The organism is Acinetobacter sp. (genome assembly GCF_045628685.1).
Taxonomy (GTDB): Bacteria; Pseudomonadota; Gammaproteobacteria; order Pseudomonadales; family Moraxellaceae; genus Acinetobacter.
Window position 1 is genome coordinate 1 of sequence record NZ_JAZQPV010000081.1, and the last position, 15,565, is coordinate 15,565.

Below are 15,565 nucleotides of genomic sequence, written 5' to 3' on the forward strand. Positions count from 1 at the left end.
AGTGGGCACCAAACATTGCCGCCTTAGCTGAGATGGATTAGCGTGAGCCTGAAAAACTCTCGAGGTTGGATCGTTACCAACAGGCGGCACCAAACAAACTCACCTTAGTATAGTGGATATTGCATTGCGCTACGAACGCGAAGACACAGGTTCGATTCCTGTAGGTGGGTCCAAATTATTTAACCAAGGAGTGACTGTCATGTCCAGTGACAAATGTGATAAATCAATCCCTGTCTGGCGTAATGGTTAGCGCACCAAACTTTTAATTTGGCAGGTCTGGGTTCGACTCCCAGGGCAGGGACCAATTTTCAATTAATTCAAAATCGAGATAGAGCGCAAACGAATAGCCTAACTTTTGATAAGCTATCCTTTTGCTTTCCATATTGGTTCTATCAAGCCAATACTCAGATTTTACCTCAACAATTTTATGTTGTTGAGGTAAATAAAAATCTGGAATAGCAATACGTGTCTGATTCTTAACTGAATCAAAATATCGAATACGCATACATTCGACTTCATACGGTTCTTCTTTGTTATCTAAAAATTGGGCAAAATGAAGTTCATGGGATGAACGAAGAAGAACCTTTTTATTATCCCATGTGTCATGCCAAGTGTGAACGAATTTATTCATGTTTGAAAAAGGATCAGATCTACCTTCTTCAAATGCATTTTTACTAGCATTTGATAATGTACGTGCATCAATATCGAACTCACGAAAAAGGTTATCTAAAGTTTTTGAACTTGGGATATCAAACTTTTTCATGATAGTACACATTGATCCCGATTTGATGAAATACTCAGTGACTAACATTTGTTCAATTTTTTGGTACTCTTCTTGCACGTTTTGATTCGTAAAATCAAACCCTAATTTTACAAGGTTCTTAGATTTTTGTTTGAAGAGCCCGCTCTTCAAGAATGTTTCAAGGGACATGATAAGATTAAAAGAGTTTTTACTCTGGTATTTATACAAGCTTGAACCTTCAAACGTTAGCTTCCCACCATTTTACAAAGATCATCATGGACCAAAATATCAAACGCTTGCTGGACCGGTTTCAAATGGAGTGCTGCAATTACGGGAAGTTTCCTGATTCAGTGCAACATGCCAAGATGACAAAGTATTACGATCAACTCGTTGAAGCGATCGAGAAGATTGAACAAAAGAAAGACTGAGAGTATTTTAGGGTGACTATAGTGTAAAGGTTTCGCACCTCTCCCTGTGAAGGAGATAGAGACGGATCGTTCCCGTCTAGTCACCCCAAAGTATTCTTACTGTAAATAGCTCATCGTACATTTTAGGAAATAACATGAAAATCAATGAACTATTAGAAGGCCAAGTTATTAAAGGCGCTTTTCCAAAACATGGAAAAGCCATTCTGAAGCATCGTCGAGATGAGGGCGAAGAGTGGAAGTACTGGACTGGCGTTAACTGGTTTGGAACAAAAGCGCGCGCCGCAGAAGTTTCAATGGATAAGATTCAAGCTCTTCTTGATAAGTGGGGATTCAGTGAAAAACGTACTCCTTCTGGTGAAGTAAAGGTCGAACGCATAGAAAATACGTGATGTAGCGCAGAGCAACTCCTTCATACGGAGAAGGTTGGCGGTTCAAGTCCGCCCCTCACGACCAACATCGCCCCTCTAGTTATTATGCATCCCTGGTATGGATGAGAAGGCAGTTAGATTCTGCCGAAGGAGATAGAGACGGATCGTTCCCGTCTAGTCACCCCAAAGTGCTTTTAGGAAAATATGTAAAAACCAACAGGCAGTACCAGAATAACGTCGAAGTAGTTTAAATGATAAAACACCGCTTTCTAGCGGAGAAGATAGGCGAATCTATCCTTCGACACCCAACAACGGAGAACTAGTGAACTGGCTATCACGCGGCCCTCATAAGGCTGAATAGACGGATCGTAACCGTCGTTCTCTACCAGGCAATAAATAATGTTCCAAACAAGGGAATATTATGTTACTCTTAGAACTTTTTAACAATCCATCATCGTTTATTCATTCGGGTGAATCTCCCCTTGAGACATATAAATTCACGATTGATGAGAAACAATATACCGTTTCATTTGCGGGTGGAAATGCAATCAGTCTTCAATTCAATTCTCCGAAAGGACAAAGCATTACTGGTGAAGGAGATGCAATTCAAGTCTTTTCAAATGTATTAAAATGCGTTGATGATTTTATGAAGAGGCGAGATCCATTATCAATTTCTTTTGGGGCAAGAAAAAATCAACCATCACGTGTAAAGTTGTATAATAAATTAGCAGAACGTTTTGCTAAAAAATTCTCAAACTACACATTACATGTTGATAGAGATGAAACAAAAGATGTATTTTACCATTTCACAAAGAAATAAAATAATGTCTAATCCTCACTAATGATTGCTAGAAAAAAGAAAAACATTGCTGTCGTAGCTCAGTTGGTAGAGCAATTCCTTGGTAAGGAATAGGTCAGGGGTTCGAGTCCCCTCTTCAGCACCAAACATCGGAGACGTAGCTCAGTTGGTAGAGCGGCCTGGGGGACAGGTGCGTCGGTATTTCGAAAATATCCGTCTCCACCAAACAACTTCTAAAGTTTATCATGACTGAAATCGAAAAAGCAACTAAGCGACTCTTCGGACCTGGTTCACTCGAGGTTTCGAACATTGGATTCACCTTTGGTAGTCGTAGCGACCTCACGACTGAAGACATCGCGAGAGCAATCAACAACGCCTTGGATGCAATTGAAGCAGGGGACTTTGAAGAGGTTACATAAATACCTTTATCGCAAAATGAAGGGACAGTATGATTGTTTTGATCGTGTCTCGATACCACCTGTCTCCACCATCTAAATAGACTCTTTCAAAGGAGTCTATCATGAAGTTTCTTAAATTCGTAGTTTCATTTCTTCTCGTTGCACTTGCTGCATGCGACTCAGGCGTTGAGCCAATCAAGCCAACACGTGACACGAAGGATTTCACCGTCCGTTTAAACATCGTGTCACCTAACGAAATCACTGAGGTGTGCACAAAATTGGGCACTGTGTATGAAGCAAATGGCTGTAACGCGTTTCATATCCCAGAAAATTTTTGCGACATTTACGTAATGATGCCAGATTCCGTGGATGATCAAAAGAAAATGGCGATTCTTGGCCACGAGCTGATGCACTGTCGATATGGGGCGTATCATCAATAACTTTATAAAACAATAGGTCAGCGTCTGGGATGACGGAGGTCTCCAAAACCTTTAGGAAGAGTTCGATTCTCTTCTGACCTGCCATTCAAAAGCCGCATCAGACGTATACTTGTTTAGAACTCGAGATAACTAAACAAGGTAAAGTCAGCATGGTGCAAAATCAGAGAGCTGTTGCAACGGCTTGAAGATAATGAGGTTCGATTCCTCGGTGCGGCGCCAATCAGTTGGGGATATGACATGGATGTCGCATGCGGCTTTGAACTGCGATGAGGAGAGTTTTATTCTCTCTATCCTTACCAAATTTGTGTACGTTTATTGCAGCGTGTGGTATAATAAGTTTTTACTGAACAATTTTGTTCTTTAAATCTACCTGAAAAGGAATACCATGAATTCTGCAAAAGCAAAACGTCTAGAAAAAGCGCCACGCGGTGCAACTCGCGCGCAGCGCCGCGCTGCCGGCAACTACAAGCCGGTCAATCCAGCGGCATCTCTGGAGCAACACCCAGAGGCGCGCTTTGCCCGTGAAGGTGGCAAAGCGTAAAAGCCTTGAACCGCGACACGTCCAGAATGTCGCGGTTTCATCTGTCTTCCTAAATAGATGGTTACTTAGACCTTCTTTTAGGAGACGATTATGGATGAAGAAACCACAGTAGACAATCAGCTGCCCCACCCAGATGGTGGGGAAGTTGAAACCAACATCATCCCTGTCGGTTGCACCGACGTTCTCAAATATCAATGGAAGCCAGACCTTCCAGACCACCGAGATACTATGTTCTCAGCTGTTCTCGGATCTACGGTTCAAACGTCTGCTCTGCCGAAATTCGTTAATATCCTCGGCATTAGAAACAAGATTGAAGACCAGGGTCAGATTGGTTCCTGCACAGGGAACTCGTCAACAACAGCACTCGAAATCTCGATCGGAACTAAACGCCCGTTCAGTCGCCTCATGGCGTACTATACGGCTCGTGAACTTGAAGGAACAACTAATCAAGACGCTGGCGCAACCATCCGTGACGTCATCAAAGGTCTCGCTTCTACAGGTGTCTGCTACGAGGAAACCTGGCCGTATGATGAAAGTAAGTTCGCTCAACGCCCACCTGCAAAAGCATACGAAGAAGCGAAAGCTCTCGTTAACCGCATGTGGGGATTTGAGTACATGCGCGTTAATAATCTGAACGAATTGAAAGCAGCTCTAGCTCTTGGCTATCCAGTTACATTCGGTTTTTCGTGTCCTGAAATCTTTACTAATCCACGGTTTAATGGATTCCTCCGTTTACCCGGGGCTCGCGATCGAATGAGCGGTGGTCACGCGGTTGTTGCGGTTGGATATGATGACAGAGTTTCTGAACCGTACATCTGGATTCGCAACTCATGGGGTAAACAGTGGGGCATGAACGGTTACTTCAAGATGACACAGGATTGGTTCACCTCCCCATACCGTCTTGCTGACGACATGTGGGTGATCCGCCGCAAGGGCCTCGAACCTAACCACTAATATGTACTTCGGTAGGGCCATGTTGTATAATGGTTCCATTAACGGGGGTGGTTATGCAGATAGAATTCCTGAAGCAGAAGAACGAAGGTATGATCACGACGGGCGATGAAATCATCCTGTGGGACTGCGATGAGGACATGATGAATGGTCCTCATCATGTTGCAGAGATCGATGAAGCCGGATCGGTAACGCTCCTCGGCATCCGTCAGAACGAAGGTACCGTCTCGACGATCTTCGTAGGAGATGAAGAGTAAGTTTCAATGGTGGCATTAGCTCAGTTGGTTAGAGTATCGGGTTGTGATCCCGAGGGTCGTGGGTTCGAATCCCACATGCCACCCCACCTGAGTTGGAAGAACTTTCTAGCTTCATCGCACAAGGATTTACGCGAGGGAGAAAATTGAAAGCAAATATCTGATGTGTCTTCACCGGCTAACGTGTGAAACACCTAGCACTATAGTTTAGGGCGGTAACACGTAAGACCCATCAGATATTGGTCAAGAAAGCTTATATGAAGATCATCATCGCATCTCTCGCCGCAGTTTCCTTACTTTCAGCTTGTGGTGGCCGTATGACCCCACCGCCACCTCCACAAGAGGTGTGCACGGGCAAACTGGTAAAAGTAACTGGTCGTCACCTGCGAATGACATGCGAGAATGGAAGAATCATCAACTATACTTCGTACAAGTACAATATGACCGCGAAGTAAAAAGCCCTATTAGGTTAGTGGTAGACTAGTTCTCTCGTAAAGAACAGACACCTGTTCGATTCAGGTATAGGGCACCAAAATCATATATGATGTTCAAAGCCAAACAGATTCCATCCCACCAGATCAAGGACAACGCGATCCTCGCCGTTGACGTGGACTACCGAGATGGTTACGCCATCGCTGCAGGAGTCCTCTTTCAAGATTGGGACAGCGTCGAATGTGCAGTAATCACCGCACGGATTGATGACGTTCAACCATACGAGCCAGGCGCTTTCTACAAGCGCGAACTTCCATGCATCCTCGAGTTGCTGAAACACATCAAGATCAAGCTAGGTTGCATCATCGTTGACGGCTTCGTCCGATTGGGTGCAGACCAACATGACGGCCTAGGTGCTTATGTGCATCATGTAACTCAAATTCCAGTTGTCGGTGTCGCAAAGACGTACTTCGAAGAAACACCAGATTTGACGAAGGTCTTCCGTGGTGGTTCAAAGAAGCCATTGTACGTCACCTCAATTGGTGGCGATGAAGAGATGGCTCGCCTTGTCGTAGAGGTGATGGCTGGCGATCACCGCATTCCAGGAATGCTGAAGTACGTAGACTATATTTGCCGTAATCAAGATCTACGCCCATTCTCGTGTGTACACACCCAGCAACCTGTGGTATAATAGCTCTATCAACCTAACGCGCATCATCACTGTCGGGAGAAGAAATGAACAACTACGAAACCGTTGAATTATCCCTTGAAGAAGCCGTCAAGCTGGAAGCCAAGCAAAACAAAGAACGCGACATGCGTGTCATGGGTGAAGAAGACCTGGATGCAGACGACATCTACGAAGAGGAGGCTCGCCATCTTCTGACAACCCTTGGCGAAGGGTATCTCCCTGAGTACCCCGATCACAAATTTGTGAAGCTGGCTAAATAAAGTCCAAAGGCCCGAAGATGAGCACACGCTGGTATAACATTCACTCCGCTAAAAATTTCTATGCTGTTAGCCAGCTTGAGGTGATTGACGGACGGATTACGCGAACCAGCCCAGCGTATCGTTGGGCCATCGGTCTTCACTTCGAAACACGGCTTGAGCGGTGGAAACGGGATGGGTACTACGTGAACGAAACGTCTGTGAAGCCCTCAAGTTTGAACTCGACAAAGAAACACATGCCATCAGCGCCATCTGATTCCACACTTTTGAAGTTAATTTCACCATAAGCTGCCAATCATGCAAAACAAATACGAACTTTTAGATGCTCTTGACAATGCCAAGCCAGTCAAGATGTGGACCAAAGGGGTGCCCGTTGAGGCAGACGCCAAGGTTCAACTCAGCCGCTTAGCACAAATGCCATTCATCTACAAGCACGTGGCGGTGATGCCAGACGTGCATGTCGGCAAAGGTTCTACCATTGGCAGTGTGTTTGCAACTACCGGCGCCATCATTCCTGCAGCTGTTGGCGTGGATATTGGCTGCGGCATGATGGCTGCAAAAACCACGCTGACTGCCAGTGATTTACCAGACAACCTGTTCAGCATCCGCTCAGCAATTGAGCAAGCAGTGCCGCATGGCCGAACCAACAACGGAGGACGAGGCGATCGTGGAGCGTGGGCTCATCCGCCAATTGATGTTCTCCGGGTATGGCAGGACCTGTTCGATGAGTTTGTTAAGATTACTGACAAGCACCCGCGCTTGGCCAAGACCAACAACGTTACTCATCTGGGCACCCTCGGGGGCGGCAACCACTTTGTAGAAATTTGCCTGGATGAACAAGGCAGCGTCTGGATCATGCTGCACTCTGGTTCCCGTGGTGTGGGCAACAGCATCGGCACCCAGTTCATTGAACTGGCAAAAGAAGACATGCGTGTTCACCAAGTCAACCTGCCTGAGAAAGACCTGAGTTATCTATCCGAAGGCACGCAACACTACGATGACTACGTTGAAGCGGTTGGTTGGGCACAGAAGTTCGCTCTCAAGAACCGTGAAGTCATGATGACCAATGTGATCGAGGCCATTCGCACCATTATCACCAAGCCATTCGAGACACACATCGAAGCGATCAACTGTCATCACAACTACGTGCAGAAGGAGCATCACTTTGGCAAGGACGTTATGCTCACCCGTAAAGGGGCGGTCTCTGCCAAGAAAGGCCAGCTTGGCATCATCCCTGGATCGATGGGTGCCAAGAGCTTCATTGTGCGCGGCCTGGGCAACCCGGAATCGTTTGAGAGCTGCTCTCATGGTGCAGGTCGTATCATGAGCCGAACCGCGGCGAAAGCTGCATTCACAGTAGAAGATCAGGTCCGCTCTACTGAAGGCGTCGAGTGCCGCAAAGATGCTGATGTGATCGACGAAATCCCGATGGCCTACAAGGATATCGACTCGGTCATGGAAGCACAGAACGACTTGGTCGAAGTGCTCTATACCTTGAAGCAAGTAGTTTGCGTTAAAGGCTGATTCGCCAGAACAGGCGTAAGTGTACAAGAAAACCGAAACAGTGTATAATAACTTATTAACACTGTTTCGGAGTAACAAATGATTTTCCATGCATCTAACGCAGAATTTGCTGTATTTGAGGACCGCCCTGCGTGGTTCTCATTGACGAAGCACGCTGCTGAAGGTTGGCATACGGCTTGTGGTAGAAAAAATTCCATCAGTTACATGTGCATCTACCTTGGTGGCCACATTGCCAATGAAAACGAAACCGTTGGCATTGCAAAGCTCGTCTGGCCAGACGACGACCTCATCTACTCAATGTATGATGAAAGCGTTGGTGAGTTTGAAGTCGAAGATATTCGCAAGTTCTATCGCCTGCTGCAGGCAAACGGGTTCGACGCAGCATACCTAACCGATTATGATCCACGCGACTCGGACAAAGACTCGCGAACTCTCGTGGTGTTTCATCCAAACAAACATGTGAATATTCTCGGTAAGCTGAAATTGTAAAACCTTCTCTATAAATAGACCTCCGTTCAATGGAGGGTCTATTATGCTAGTCGAAGAATTATTAGGTGAAAAGAACTGGTCGCAAGCCGTCACAGATGGTCCAGCGCGCACGTTTGCACGCAAGGGCACTCACACCGGAACAGCAGAAGAAATCTATGCTGAATACAAGCGGAAAGGTGTGAGTCCAAAGGGCCTCGGTTCGGCGATTCGCATGTTGCAGTTCTATATCAACCGTGCCGGCAAGAACCTCCATAATGGGCCTGCAATCCGTAAGGCAATGCGTATGCTTCAAGCTGACTTGAAGAAGTTGCATGCCCAAGAAGATAAGAAGAAAGACTAACACCACGGCCAATGGACTTGGCTTCGGTCCTCCGAAGACTGGATGAGTGGTTCGACTCCACTCCGTGGTTCCAATTCTCATAAATACCTCTACATTTCAAACGTAGAGGTATTATGCAACTCCATCAAATCATTCTTCAGGAATTTCTTCCTGACGCTGCTGAGAAGCGCACTGTTCCTGAAACTGCAAATAATCTCGTGCTCGTTCACGGCTCAGGTAACGCTGACCTGACACTTGCGAACATCGAGATCGTCCGTTCCTCTGGTCAAAAGCAAGGCAAGAAAGGCCGCGTCTATGGTGGCTTTTATACCCTTGCACAGCAAGACATTGAGAAAGCTGAGAACTATGCAAAGATGATGGACGGCAGTTCACCAACCTTATACAACATCAAGATTAAAAATGGCACGAAGCTTTATCAAACAGATCGTGACGTAACACGTCTCTCGCCAGACACGATCAATGAACTCGTGAAAGACGGTTTCGGTGTTCTCGTGGGTAAGGACCCTCGTGGGCACACTGAATGGGTCGTCATCGATAAGGACTGCATTGCATCCGTTAGCAAGAGGGGATAATTTGCAATCAGTATCGACATGTGTACAGTAACATATGTATGTTACAATAATCCTAATCATAGGAGGAAACCATGGGAATCAGTTTGCAAAAAGGCGGTAACGTCAATCTCAGTAAAGCAGCACCCAGCATGACCAAGCTGATGATCGGCTTGGGCTGGGATGTTCGTGTAACTTCAGGGCCGGCCTTCGATCTGGATGGCAGCGCATTTCTGCTGAGTGGTAACAAGGTCCGTTCTGATAGTGACTTCGTCTTTTACCACAATCTGAAATCACCTGACGGCTCAGTTGTTCATTCTGGTGATAACCGCACTGGTGCAGGAGAAGGTGACGATGAGGCCATTTTCATCGACCTGTTAGCTGTACCAGCAGATGTCGACAGGATCGCTTTTGCGGTTACGCTCTACGAAGGCGAAGCCAATAAGCAGAACTTTGGCATGATCAACAAAGCATACATCCGCTGTGTCGACGCCGGTGATCAGATGGAACTCGCGCGCTACGACCTGTCAGAGGACAGTTCGAGTGAGACATCAATGATCTTTGGCGAGGTTTACCGTTACGAAGGTGATTGGAAGTTTCGTGCAGTAGGCCAGGGATTCGATGGTGGACTCGCTCACCTCGCCCGTGCTTTTGGTGTAGACGTGTCATAATCTTTGGTGTACATTACGAGCGTGCCAGTATACAATGTATATTTGCACGCCGCACCGACATGGGTCAGGTAATGAAGACAGGATTGAATGTAAATGTCGAGCTAAGTAAGCTGCCTATGTGGTGCAACAGCCACTGTGCCAGATGTGGGCGCAAGCCGTCTGAAGCAGTTCTGAACATTGAGGCAGTAATTCACCACAACGCAAAAGAGTTGCTTTGTATTGATTACAAAAAGTGTGCTAGATATGCAAAGAGGAAAAAGCACTGACTTTACTGCAGCGTCCTTAAGATTTTCGAAATCTTAAGGACGCGCTCGTTTACCTCAAGTTTTGGAATAAATAAGAGATGAACAACATTTTTATCGGCTGCAGCGGTTACTCCTACCACCATTGGCAAAATGGTGCGTTCTACCCTGAACGCACAGGAGATTTGCTGCAATACTATGCAGATAACTTTAACACATTGGAAATAAACGCCTCTTTCTATAACATCCCGAAGCCGGAATCTGTAGAACGTTGGGGAGCAAAGCTCCATGAAAACTCAAAACTTGTCCTCAAAGGACCGAAGTCATTCACCCACAATCGTCAGTTGAAGCTACACAGCGAAAATCCCGATGTGCGTGATGGCATCGAGCTCATGAAGTACTTTGTCGAGGGCATTCACAAGGTTCCCCAGAACAAACGCGGCCCAGTTCTCATTCAGCTTGCTGACCGATCTTCGAACAAGCTGCTGGACCGCGTAGGCCCGCTGGCCGAATTTTTGAAAAACAACGGTCTGAGGCTGGCTCTTGAAGTTCGTAACAAGTCATGGCTGGTTCCAGAGACGTACGCCGAACTCAAGCGACACAATGCTGTGCTAGTTGCTTCTGATCGATTTACTGAAACAGATCCAACAGACACTGCTGACTTTGTGTATATCCGCAGACATGGGCCAGCTACTGCTGGTAAATACTGGGGTAACTACACAGATCAAGATTTGAAGAATGATGCAGCGATGATCCACCGCGAAGCCGCGGCTGGTAAAGAGGTCTACATTTTCTTCAACAATGATGGGCGCGCGCATGCCCCTCATAATGCCCAGACCCTCATGCGTTTGTGTGGGGTGATGGCACCTGGTAAGCAGGAATCTCTCCTGCGTAAAATCGATGGCTCTTTGCCATCAGCTTAAAGGGAAATATATCATGATGACTATTATTCTAATCATTCTCGTTCTTATGCTTCTTGGTGCTCTTCCAACCTGGGGGTACAGCCGTAGTTGGGGTTATGGTCCAACCGGTGTTCTTGTTGTACTGTTAGTCCTCGCACTGGTGTTTGGCCGTGGAGGTTTGGGCTTGTAAAGCTTTACAAAAGCTTTTTTTGGTGAAAAAAGGCCTTCATAATGAAGGCCTTTTTTGCATCCGCTATTTGCTAACTAATGCTGTATCCGCGCGCTCTCTGTGTGTGTTAACTTTCGACCTCGATAATGTATTTACTATAAATAATGGCAGATAATCAAAGAAGAAAGATTTAACAAAGCTATGTGAAGACTTAAAGCAGGATTAGGTTTCACATACAATAAAAAGAGCAACATGTAGCAACATGTAGCAACTTAGAAGTAATTTACCTCAACAATTCTTGAAGGAGAATTTTATGATGAAAGCAACACTCGCGTCTCTCGCAGCAGTAGCAGTATTATCAACTGGTTGCGCAACGCACCAACAAACTGGTGCCCTCGTTGGCGCAGTCGCCGGCGCAGCAATTGCGGGCCCGATTGGTGGCACCGCAGCAGCACACATCGGCGCTGGATTGGTTGGCGGAGTTGTCGGCGCCTCCGTAGGTGGATCGGTTGGCAAGCACATGGATCAAAACAAAAAATCCACAACAACCGTGGTACATCAATCAACCTATGTCAGCGCCCCCGTGGTTACTTCTGCTCCCGCCTCGAATGAAGAAGTAAACTCCCCAGCACCAGTGAAAACTGTTAAAAAGGTACGTGAATAATGAAAACTCCTGCAGTTGTCCTCGCTCTGTTTGCTGCCCTTACACTTTCTGCCTGTGGCAAGAAAGATGAAGAAAGAACCGTTGTGGTTGAACCAGCTGTGGTTGCGACTCCAGCACCTTCTACCGTCGAAGCTGCACCTGCAACGGTAGTAGTTCCTGCTGAATCAACTGACTCAGCAAGCACCACAAAGTAATCTTTTTCACATGTGTTAGCGAAAGTGGCCCCAATAGGGGCCACTTTCGCTAGTGTTGCAAATAGTTAACACGGCAATGCTCGTATGAGTTACAATATAACCGGGAGCAAGTTGATGCTCTTTTTCAGATGACAGGAAAACTATGAAAACACTTATCGTATTCTCGCACCTTCGTTGGAACTTTGTTTTCCAACGCCCACAACACCTCCTGACTCGCCTGTCCAAATACTACAACATCCTCTTTGTCGAAGAGCCGGTGAACAGCGGGAGCGTGAAGCTGGAAATCAGCGATGTCGCATCTAATATCAAAGTAATCGTGCCACACCTGCACGAAGAAGGCTGGGGATTCACTGACCCGCAGATGGCGGCCATGGGACCGATGGTCAAAGCCTGGGTCGACGAGAGCTGTGATGTCTCGGACGGCTACGGCATCTGGTTCTACACACCTTCTGCACTCCCACTGAAGGACTACTTCACCCCTGAGTTCACTATCTTCGACGTGATGGACGAGCTTTCCCTCTTTGCAGGAGCGCCAATTCATCTCAAGAAGCGTGAAGCTGAGCTGCTCCGTACAGCTGATGTCGTCACCGCTGGCGGTCCTTCGCTAGCACGTGCAAAGCAGGGGGTACGACCGGACACCCTGTCACTACCGAGCTGCGTCGATGCAGCACACTATTCACCACGCCGTGCGTGTGGTGCCGAGGTCCTGACACACGATGGCGATGCCCTACAAGCACACATCTCAGGTCCACGAATCGGCTTCTTCGGTGTGATTGACGAGCGCCTTGACATCGACCTCGTTGCTGCAGTTGCAGATTCAAATCCACGCTGGCAAGTAGTAATGGTCGGCCCTGTCGTAAAGATCGACCCAGCCTCATTGCCGAAACGCCCAAATATTCATTATCTTGGTGGTCAATCGTACCAGATTCTGCCGCAACTCGTGCAAGGTTGGGATGTTTGCATGATGCCATTTGCGATTAATGACGCCACGAAGTTCATCTCGCCTACGAAGACCCTCGAGTATATGGCTGCTGAGAAGCCAATTGTCTCAACAGCCGTCCATGATGTAATTGAGCTGTATGGCGACGTCGTTGAAATTGGGTATGACCATTCAGAATTTATCGGGAACATTGAGAAGCTACTGCATGAGGAGCCGACTCAAGCAGCACAGCGCATTATCACGGGTACTGAAATCGTTGCTAGGTGCACCTGGGACGCTACTGCAGAAAAAATTCATGATGCTATTGAAGCCGCCATCAAGGCCAAAAAACCTGGTGTACAATCAATTCGTTATGTGGTATAATGCTCTCTTAAAAGGAGATTACCATGTTATGGAAAGATTCAAACTTCTTCTATGCAGTAATAGTGCATGGGCAGGGAGAAACACAAAGAGTTGAGGAGTTTCCTCAACATGAAAATCCATTTCTTGCTGTTGCTGATGTTCGTAAACGGCTTGATGGGTTAACATACATTCGAAATGAATCAGGCGCCAGCTGTTTCCCCCACAAGGCACTGAGATATTTTGAACGTCGTGCAAAAGATCGTGGCAAGGAAGCGATTCATAAGAAATAAAAGAGGCCTTTCGGCCTCTTTTTGTATTAGACGCCATAAATAAAGCTGCTCCTTTTTATGTTTGGAGTTTTTACCTATGGAGTCAAAATGCCAGAAGAAGAAAAATCAATAACCCCGCTCGATGAATCGGGTGAGGTTCAGGAAGTGCCGGCGCCTGCGACCCCAAAAGCTTCTCCATTAGCAAACGTCGATAAAGAAAAGCTGCTATCATTCCTGTCGGATATGATAGACACATTAAACTTTAAACGTGTAGCCCTTGTTGCGCTGCTCACCTCAATCTGTCTTATTTTCTTTTCACTATATGAGAACCGTGAAGCAATTGTAATAAAATTTACTAGCCCTGTAACTTCTTTGCCTATTGATGCGCCTATAATAAAATCTTGGGTTCTATCTGATGCAAGTAAAGGTCAGCTTCAAGCTTTAGCAAAGTCCACAAAAATAGGGTTTGTTATCATTTCTGATGTTGACTTAAAGAAAAATAGACGCACTGTTAGGTATTCATACTTGAAAGATCCGTCCATTGTTCTTTCACCTGCTGCTAAACTAGCATTAGGTCTCCCATTGCCAGTTTTTGATTACGATCCGGGTAATACTGAACAAATGGTAGCAACTTTAAGCAATGAATTTCGATGTGACCCGTATAAAACTACTATCTATTATCGTCATGCACCGGAGCTTTCAGAAAATTTTCAAACTGTTTGTCGTTTGGCAATCCCGCCATTTGTTGGTCAATTTATTGGCTTTTTAACTGTTGGCATTTCTGGAGATACCTCTTCAGCAGAACTTGATTCAATTCGCCTTGAGGTATCACGAATTGCAGTTGACATTTATTACAATGACGTCATGCGACAGGCCCCTACGCCTAAGTAGAGCTAAAGGCCCTAAATAGAATATGGAGACTGGACTAGGAAATAATATGTCCGTACAGGATAGCGCGTTTTCGCTTTTAGCTAAAATCATCAAGGTCATATCGTTAAAGAATATTGCGATATGGTCTTTTGCTGCACTTGTCGTTTTGGTTGGCTACACAGTATTTGAAAATCGCGGACCGTTGGTTTCATACTTGGTAAATGGGCCTACGATAAATGCACCATCGATTATTGGATTCAAGGTAAGCTCTGCATCGCAAGCACGTGTAAAACAACTTGTTGATATAGATGATCTTATTAATTCCATCGTCATTATGAACGCTGATATTAGAAATAATCGTCGAGTGCCTTTGTATTGGTACTCTGATGACGTATCGGTTCAGAAGACACTCGATGGAACATATGCAGGTTTATATGGTGGAATTCCTCTGTTTACGGCAGAAGAAAAGAACAATGAAAATGTGGTAGGTGTTATAAATGGCGAATTCGCCTGTAGTGAATATGCTGCAGGTAACACTGCAGTATTTCCAGGATTATTGTCACGAATGCCATTTATTTGTCGTGCTAGTTTGCCGCCGTACTATGGTCAATTCTCTGGGTTTGTTGCGATTTCATTGAACAGGAAGCCATCGCCTGATGAACTCATTGTTTTAAAATCTGAAACTCTTAGTATTTCAACAGAGATCTTTTTCAGAGACATTGTACCGTCGCAACATATCAGCAAGTATGATAAATAAAAATGAGGCTGCAACGTAGGAGAAAATAATGTTTAAAGCTATCAAGCATTTTTTTGAAAACCTCAGTAAGAAGTTTAAAGAGGTTGAACAAAAAATTGAAGACCGTGCTGAAAAAGCAAAAGACAAGGTCGAAGACAAAAGACCATTAGAAGACGCGCACAAGGTAGAAGAATCAGCAGTACCGGTGACTGCCAAAAAACCGCGCAAGAAAAAATCATCGACAGGCACCAAGCCGATCACAAAGCGTAGTTTGAAAAAATGAACACGTTTACTGTTGTTTTTGTAGGAGTAGTTCTTCTTATAGCAGTTGGGGTTTTACTCGTGTCTGTGTTGCGTAAGAGGCCCG

At 45.8% G+C, this 15,565-nt stretch carries 23 protein-coding genes and 10 tRNA genes; all 33 read left to right on the forward strand.

What is annotated here, in order from left to right; all coding sequences use genetic code 11:
• The first annotated feature begins 17 nt into the window (after positions 1-17).
• The 33 genes from ACKI4H_RS10810 to ACKI4H_RS10970 all read left to right on the forward strand — a co-directional run bounded on the left by ACKI4H_RS10810 (position 18) and on the right by ACKI4H_RS10970 (position 15,481).
• Positions 18-92, forward strand: a tRNA-Phe gene (locus tag ACKI4H_RS10810).
• 6 nt (positions 93-98) lie between these two features.
• Positions 99-173 (forward strand) — tRNA-Arg (locus ACKI4H_RS10815).
• A gap of 55 nt (positions 174-228) precedes the next feature.
• Positions 229-304, forward strand: a tRNA-Lys gene (locus tag ACKI4H_RS10820).
• A gap of 1,000 nt (positions 305-1,304) precedes the next feature.
• On the forward strand, positions 1,305-1,559 hold the full coding sequence (locus tag ACKI4H_RS10825) for a hypothetical protein (protein ID WP_407305617.1): 255 nt from the start codon (positions 1,305-1,307) through the stop codon (positions 1,557-1,559).
• Positions 1,555-1,623: transfer RNA gene (locus ACKI4H_RS10830), tRNA-Met, on the forward strand. The genes ACKI4H_RS10825 and ACKI4H_RS10830 overlap by 5 nt, the downstream gene beginning before the upstream one ends.
• Positions 1,624-1,774: 151 nt before the next feature.
• Positions 1,775-1,842: transfer RNA gene (locus ACKI4H_RS10835), tRNA-OTHER, on the forward strand.
• 117 nt (positions 1,843-1,959) lie between these two features.
• Positions 1,960-2,358: a hypothetical protein gene (locus ACKI4H_RS10840; protein ID WP_407305619.1), complete on the forward strand. Its 399-nt coding sequence runs from the start codon at positions 1,960-1,962 to the stop codon at positions 2,356-2,358.
• A gap of 48 nt (positions 2,359-2,406) precedes the next feature.
• A tRNA-Thr gene (locus ACKI4H_RS10845) sits at positions 2,407-2,482 on the forward strand.
• 6 nt (positions 2,483-2,488) lie between these two features.
• Positions 2,489-2,562: transfer RNA gene (locus ACKI4H_RS10850), tRNA-Pro, on the forward strand.
• 20 nt (positions 2,563-2,582) lie between these two features.
• Positions 2,583-2,756 carry a hypothetical protein gene (locus ACKI4H_RS10855; protein WP_407305621.1) on the forward strand — a complete coding sequence of 58 codons (174 nt, stop codon included), beginning with the start codon at positions 2,583-2,585 and terminating at the stop codon, positions 2,754-2,756.
• A 101-nt stretch (positions 2,757-2,857) separates the two neighbouring features.
• Positions 2,858-3,175, forward strand: coding sequence for a hypothetical protein (locus ACKI4H_RS10860; protein ID WP_407305623.1), 318 nt, complete (start codon positions 2,858-2,860; stop codon positions 3,173-3,175).
• A 14-nt stretch (positions 3,176-3,189) separates the two neighbouring features.
• A tRNA-Trp gene (locus ACKI4H_RS10865) sits at positions 3,190-3,259 on the forward strand.
• Positions 3,260-3,560: 301 nt separating this feature from the next.
• Positions 3,561-3,716 carry a hypothetical protein gene (locus ACKI4H_RS10870; protein ID WP_407305625.1) on the forward strand — a complete coding sequence of 52 codons (156 nt, stop codon included), beginning with the start codon at positions 3,561-3,563 and terminating at the stop codon, positions 3,714-3,716.
• Positions 3,717-3,806: 90 nt separating this feature from the next.
• Complete coding sequence (locus ACKI4H_RS10875) at positions 3,807-4,670, forward strand: C1 family peptidase (RefSeq protein WP_407305627.1); 864 nt, start codon at positions 3,807-3,809, stop codon at positions 4,668-4,670.
• A 53-nt stretch (positions 4,671-4,723) separates the two neighbouring features.
• A complete protein-coding gene (locus ACKI4H_RS10880; protein WP_407305628.1) occupies positions 4,724-4,924 on the forward strand; it encodes a hypothetical protein in 201 nt (66 codons plus the stop codon).
• A 9-nt stretch (positions 4,925-4,933) separates the two neighbouring features.
• A tRNA-His gene (locus ACKI4H_RS10885) sits at positions 4,934-5,010 on the forward strand.
• Between the two features lie 369 nt (positions 5,011-5,379).
• Positions 5,380-5,453 (forward strand) — tRNA-Thr (locus ACKI4H_RS10890).
• Positions 5,454-5,465: 12 nt separating this feature from the next.
• Positions 5,466-6,044, forward strand: a complete 579-nt coding sequence (locus tag ACKI4H_RS10895; RefSeq protein ID WP_407305711.1) for an endonuclease V — start codon at positions 5,466-5,468, stop codon at positions 6,042-6,044.
• A 44-nt stretch (positions 6,045-6,088) separates the two neighbouring features.
• Entirely contained in the window at positions 6,089-6,301 is a 213-nt protein-coding gene (locus ACKI4H_RS10900; RefSeq protein WP_407305630.1) for a hypothetical protein, read from the forward strand.
• Positions 6,302-6,595: 294 nt separating this feature from the next.
• Entirely contained in the window at positions 6,596-7,822 is a 1,227-nt protein-coding gene (locus ACKI4H_RS10905; protein ID WP_407305632.1) for an RtcB family protein, read from the forward strand.
• 78 nt (positions 7,823-7,900) lie between these two features.
• Entirely contained in the window at positions 7,901-8,311 is a 411-nt protein-coding gene (locus ACKI4H_RS10910; protein ID WP_407305634.1) for a hypothetical protein, read from the forward strand.
• Positions 8,312-8,354: 43 nt separating this feature from the next.
• Entirely contained in the window at positions 8,355-8,651 is a 297-nt protein-coding gene (locus ACKI4H_RS10915; protein WP_407305636.1) for a hypothetical protein, read from the forward strand.
• 197 nt (positions 8,652-8,848) lie between these two features.
• Complete coding sequence (locus tag ACKI4H_RS10920; protein ID WP_407305638.1) at positions 8,849-9,223, forward strand: hypothetical protein; 375 nt, start codon at positions 8,849-8,851, stop codon at positions 9,221-9,223.
• Positions 9,224-9,294: 71 nt separating this feature from the next.
• Positions 9,295-9,870: a TerD family protein gene (locus ACKI4H_RS10925; RefSeq protein WP_407305640.1), complete on the forward strand. Its 576-nt coding sequence runs from the start codon at positions 9,295-9,297 to the stop codon at positions 9,868-9,870.
• 343 nt (positions 9,871-10,213) lie between these two features.
• Positions 10,214-11,035 (forward strand): DUF72 domain-containing protein, encoded by an 822-nt coding sequence (locus ACKI4H_RS10930; protein WP_407305642.1) that lies wholly within the window; start codon positions 10,214-10,216, stop codon positions 11,033-11,035.
• A 13-nt stretch (positions 11,036-11,048) separates the two neighbouring features.
• Positions 11,049-11,204: a DUF3309 family protein gene (locus tag ACKI4H_RS10935; RefSeq protein ID WP_407305644.1), complete on the forward strand. Its 156-nt coding sequence runs from the start codon at positions 11,049-11,051 to the stop codon at positions 11,202-11,204.
• A gap of 292 nt (positions 11,205-11,496) precedes the next feature.
• A complete protein-coding gene (locus ACKI4H_RS10940) occupies positions 11,497-11,847 on the forward strand; it encodes a hypothetical protein (protein ID WP_407305646.1) in 351 nt (116 codons plus the stop codon).
• A complete protein-coding gene (locus ACKI4H_RS10945) occupies positions 11,847-12,041 on the forward strand; it encodes a hypothetical protein (RefSeq protein ID WP_407305648.1) in 195 nt (64 codons plus the stop codon). Before ACKI4H_RS10940 ends, ACKI4H_RS10945 begins: the two co-directional genes overlap by 1 nt.
• A 142-nt stretch (positions 12,042-12,183) precedes the next feature.
• The gene (locus ACKI4H_RS10950) at positions 12,184-13,344 is read left to right on the forward strand and encodes a glycosyltransferase (RefSeq protein ID WP_407305650.1); all 1,161 of its coding nucleotides are present in this window, start codon (positions 12,184-12,186) and stop codon (positions 13,342-13,344) included.
• A 23-nt stretch (positions 13,345-13,367) separates the two neighbouring features.
• On the forward strand, positions 13,368-13,613 hold the full coding sequence (locus tag ACKI4H_RS10955) for a hypothetical protein (RefSeq protein ID WP_407305652.1): 246 nt from the start codon (positions 13,368-13,370) through the stop codon (positions 13,611-13,613).
• Positions 13,614-13,700: 87 nt separating this feature from the next.
• Positions 13,701-14,483 carry a hypothetical protein gene (locus tag ACKI4H_RS10960; RefSeq protein WP_407305654.1) on the forward strand — a complete coding sequence of 261 codons (783 nt, stop codon included), beginning with the start codon at positions 13,701-13,703 and terminating at the stop codon, positions 14,481-14,483.
• Positions 14,484-14,529: 46 nt separating this feature from the next.
• Positions 14,530-15,219, forward strand: a complete 690-nt coding sequence (locus ACKI4H_RS10965; protein ID WP_407305655.1) for a hypothetical protein — start codon at positions 14,530-14,532, stop codon at positions 15,217-15,219.
• A 28-nt stretch (positions 15,220-15,247) separates the two neighbouring features.
• Complete coding sequence (locus ACKI4H_RS10970; protein ID WP_407305657.1) at positions 15,248-15,481, forward strand: hypothetical protein; 234 nt, start codon at positions 15,248-15,250, stop codon at positions 15,479-15,481.
• Positions 15,482-15,565: the final 84 nt, after the last annotated feature.

Bases quoted from the DNA above. Each gene is read 5' to 3' on its own strand.
- ACKI4H_RS10900 (WP_407305630.1), top strand. From the start codon at position 6,089: ATGAACAACTACGAAACCGTTGAATTATCCCTTGAAGAAGCCGTCAAG.
- ACKI4H_RS10950 (WP_407305650.1), top strand. From the start codon at position 12,184: ATGAAAACACTTATCGTATTCTCGCACCTTCGTTGGAACTTTGTTTTC.
- ACKI4H_RS10970 (WP_407305657.1), top strand. From the start codon at position 15,248: ATGTTTAAAGCTATCAAGCATTTTTTTGAAAACCTCAGTAAGAAGTTT.
- ACKI4H_RS10955 (WP_407305652.1), top strand. From the start codon at position 13,368: ATGTTATGGAAAGATTCAAACTTCTTCTATGCAGTAATAGTGCATGGG.
- ACKI4H_RS10930 (WP_407305642.1), top strand. From the start codon at position 10,214: ATGAACAACATTTTTATCGGCTGCAGCGGTTACTCCTACCACCATTGG.
- ACKI4H_RS10870 (WP_407305625.1), top strand. From the start codon at position 3,561: ATGAATTCTGCAAAAGCAAAACGTCTAGAAAAAGCGCCACGCGGTGCA.
- ACKI4H_RS10880 (WP_407305628.1), top strand. From the start codon at position 4,724: ATGCAGATAGAATTCCTGAAGCAGAAGAACGAAGGTATGATCACGACG.
- ACKI4H_RS10825 (WP_407305617.1), top strand. From the start codon at position 1,305: ATGAAAATCAATGAACTATTAGAAGGCCAAGTTATTAAAGGCGCTTTT.
- ACKI4H_RS10925 (WP_407305640.1), top strand. From the start codon at position 9,295: ATGGGAATCAGTTTGCAAAAAGGCGGTAACGTCAATCTCAGTAAAGCA.
- ACKI4H_RS10935 (WP_407305644.1), top strand. From the start codon at position 11,049: ATGATGACTATTATTCTAATCATTCTCGTTCTTATGCTTCTTGGTGCT.
- ACKI4H_RS10960 (WP_407305654.1), top strand. From the start codon at position 13,701: ATGCCAGAAGAAGAAAAATCAATAACCCCGCTCGATGAATCGGGTGAG.
- ACKI4H_RS10895 (WP_407305711.1), top strand. From the start codon at position 5,466: ATGTTCAAAGCCAAACAGATTCCATCCCACCAGATCAAGGACAACGCG.
- ACKI4H_RS10915 (WP_407305636.1), top strand. From the start codon at position 8,355: ATGCTAGTCGAAGAATTATTAGGTGAAAAGAACTGGTCGCAAGCCGTC.
- ACKI4H_RS10905 (WP_407305632.1), top strand. From the start codon at position 6,596: ATGCAAAACAAATACGAACTTTTAGATGCTCTTGACAATGCCAAGCCA.
- ACKI4H_RS10855 (WP_407305621.1), top strand. From the start codon at position 2,583: ATGACTGAAATCGAAAAAGCAACTAAGCGACTCTTCGGACCTGGTTCA.
- ACKI4H_RS10945 (WP_407305648.1), top strand. From the start codon at position 11,847: ATGAAAACTCCTGCAGTTGTCCTCGCTCTGTTTGCTGCCCTTACACTT.
- ACKI4H_RS10875 (WP_407305627.1), top strand. From the start codon at position 3,807: ATGGATGAAGAAACCACAGTAGACAATCAGCTGCCCCACCCAGATGGT.
- ACKI4H_RS10940 (WP_407305646.1), top strand. From the start codon at position 11,497: ATGATGAAAGCAACACTCGCGTCTCTCGCAGCAGTAGCAGTATTATCA.
- ACKI4H_RS10965 (WP_407305655.1), top strand. From the start codon at position 14,530: ATGTCCGTACAGGATAGCGCGTTTTCGCTTTTAGCTAAAATCATCAAG.
- ACKI4H_RS10910 (WP_407305634.1), top strand. From the start codon at position 7,901: ATGATTTTCCATGCATCTAACGCAGAATTTGCTGTATTTGAGGACCGC.
- ACKI4H_RS10860 (WP_407305623.1), top strand. From the start codon at position 2,858: ATGAAGTTTCTTAAATTCGTAGTTTCATTTCTTCTCGTTGCACTTGCT.
- ACKI4H_RS10840 (WP_407305619.1), top strand. From the start codon at position 1,960: ATGTTACTCTTAGAACTTTTTAACAATCCATCATCGTTTATTCATTCG.